Below are 454 nucleotides of genomic sequence, written 5' to 3'. Positions count from 1 at the left end.
CCAAATATGATTTTGCCGCCGGACGTAGCCATATCGAAGGGGCAAGTAATCAGACCGACTTTGCGCAGATGAGCTATCAATATGGGTGGAGTAACCTATTAACGTTATATGGCGGTACGATGCTCGCTGATAACTATAATTCGTTCACGTTAGGAACTGGCTGGAATACCCGAATTGGCGCAATCTCCGTGGATGCGACGCGTTCACACAGTAAACAGGATAATGGTGATATATTTGATGGGCAAAGCTATCAAATTGCTTATAATAAATATTTGACACAAACCGCCACGCGTTTTGGCCTTGCTGCCTATCGATACTCATCACGGGATTATCGGACTTTTAACGATCACGTTTGGGCCAATAATAAAGACAGCTATCATCGTGATGAAAATGATGTTTATGACATAGCGGATTATTACCAGTATGATTTTGGTCGCAAAAACAGTTTTTCCGC

The 454-nt window shown here is 42.7% G+C and carries 1 protein-coding gene; it reads left to right on the top strand.

The features are described 5' to 3' along the window. Positions 1-454: fimbria/pilus outer membrane usher protein (locus JSN25_RS22265; RefSeq protein WP_233638455.1), on the top strand; the 454-nt coding region annotated here is incomplete at both ends.

Source organism: Citrobacter cronae, from assembly GCF_016893685.1.
Taxonomy (GTDB): Bacteria; Pseudomonadota; Gammaproteobacteria; order Enterobacterales; family Enterobacteriaceae; genus Citrobacter; species Citrobacter werkmanii.
Note: the sequence above shows the minus strand (reverse complement) of the source record. Positions and strands in the feature narration are given on the sequence as shown.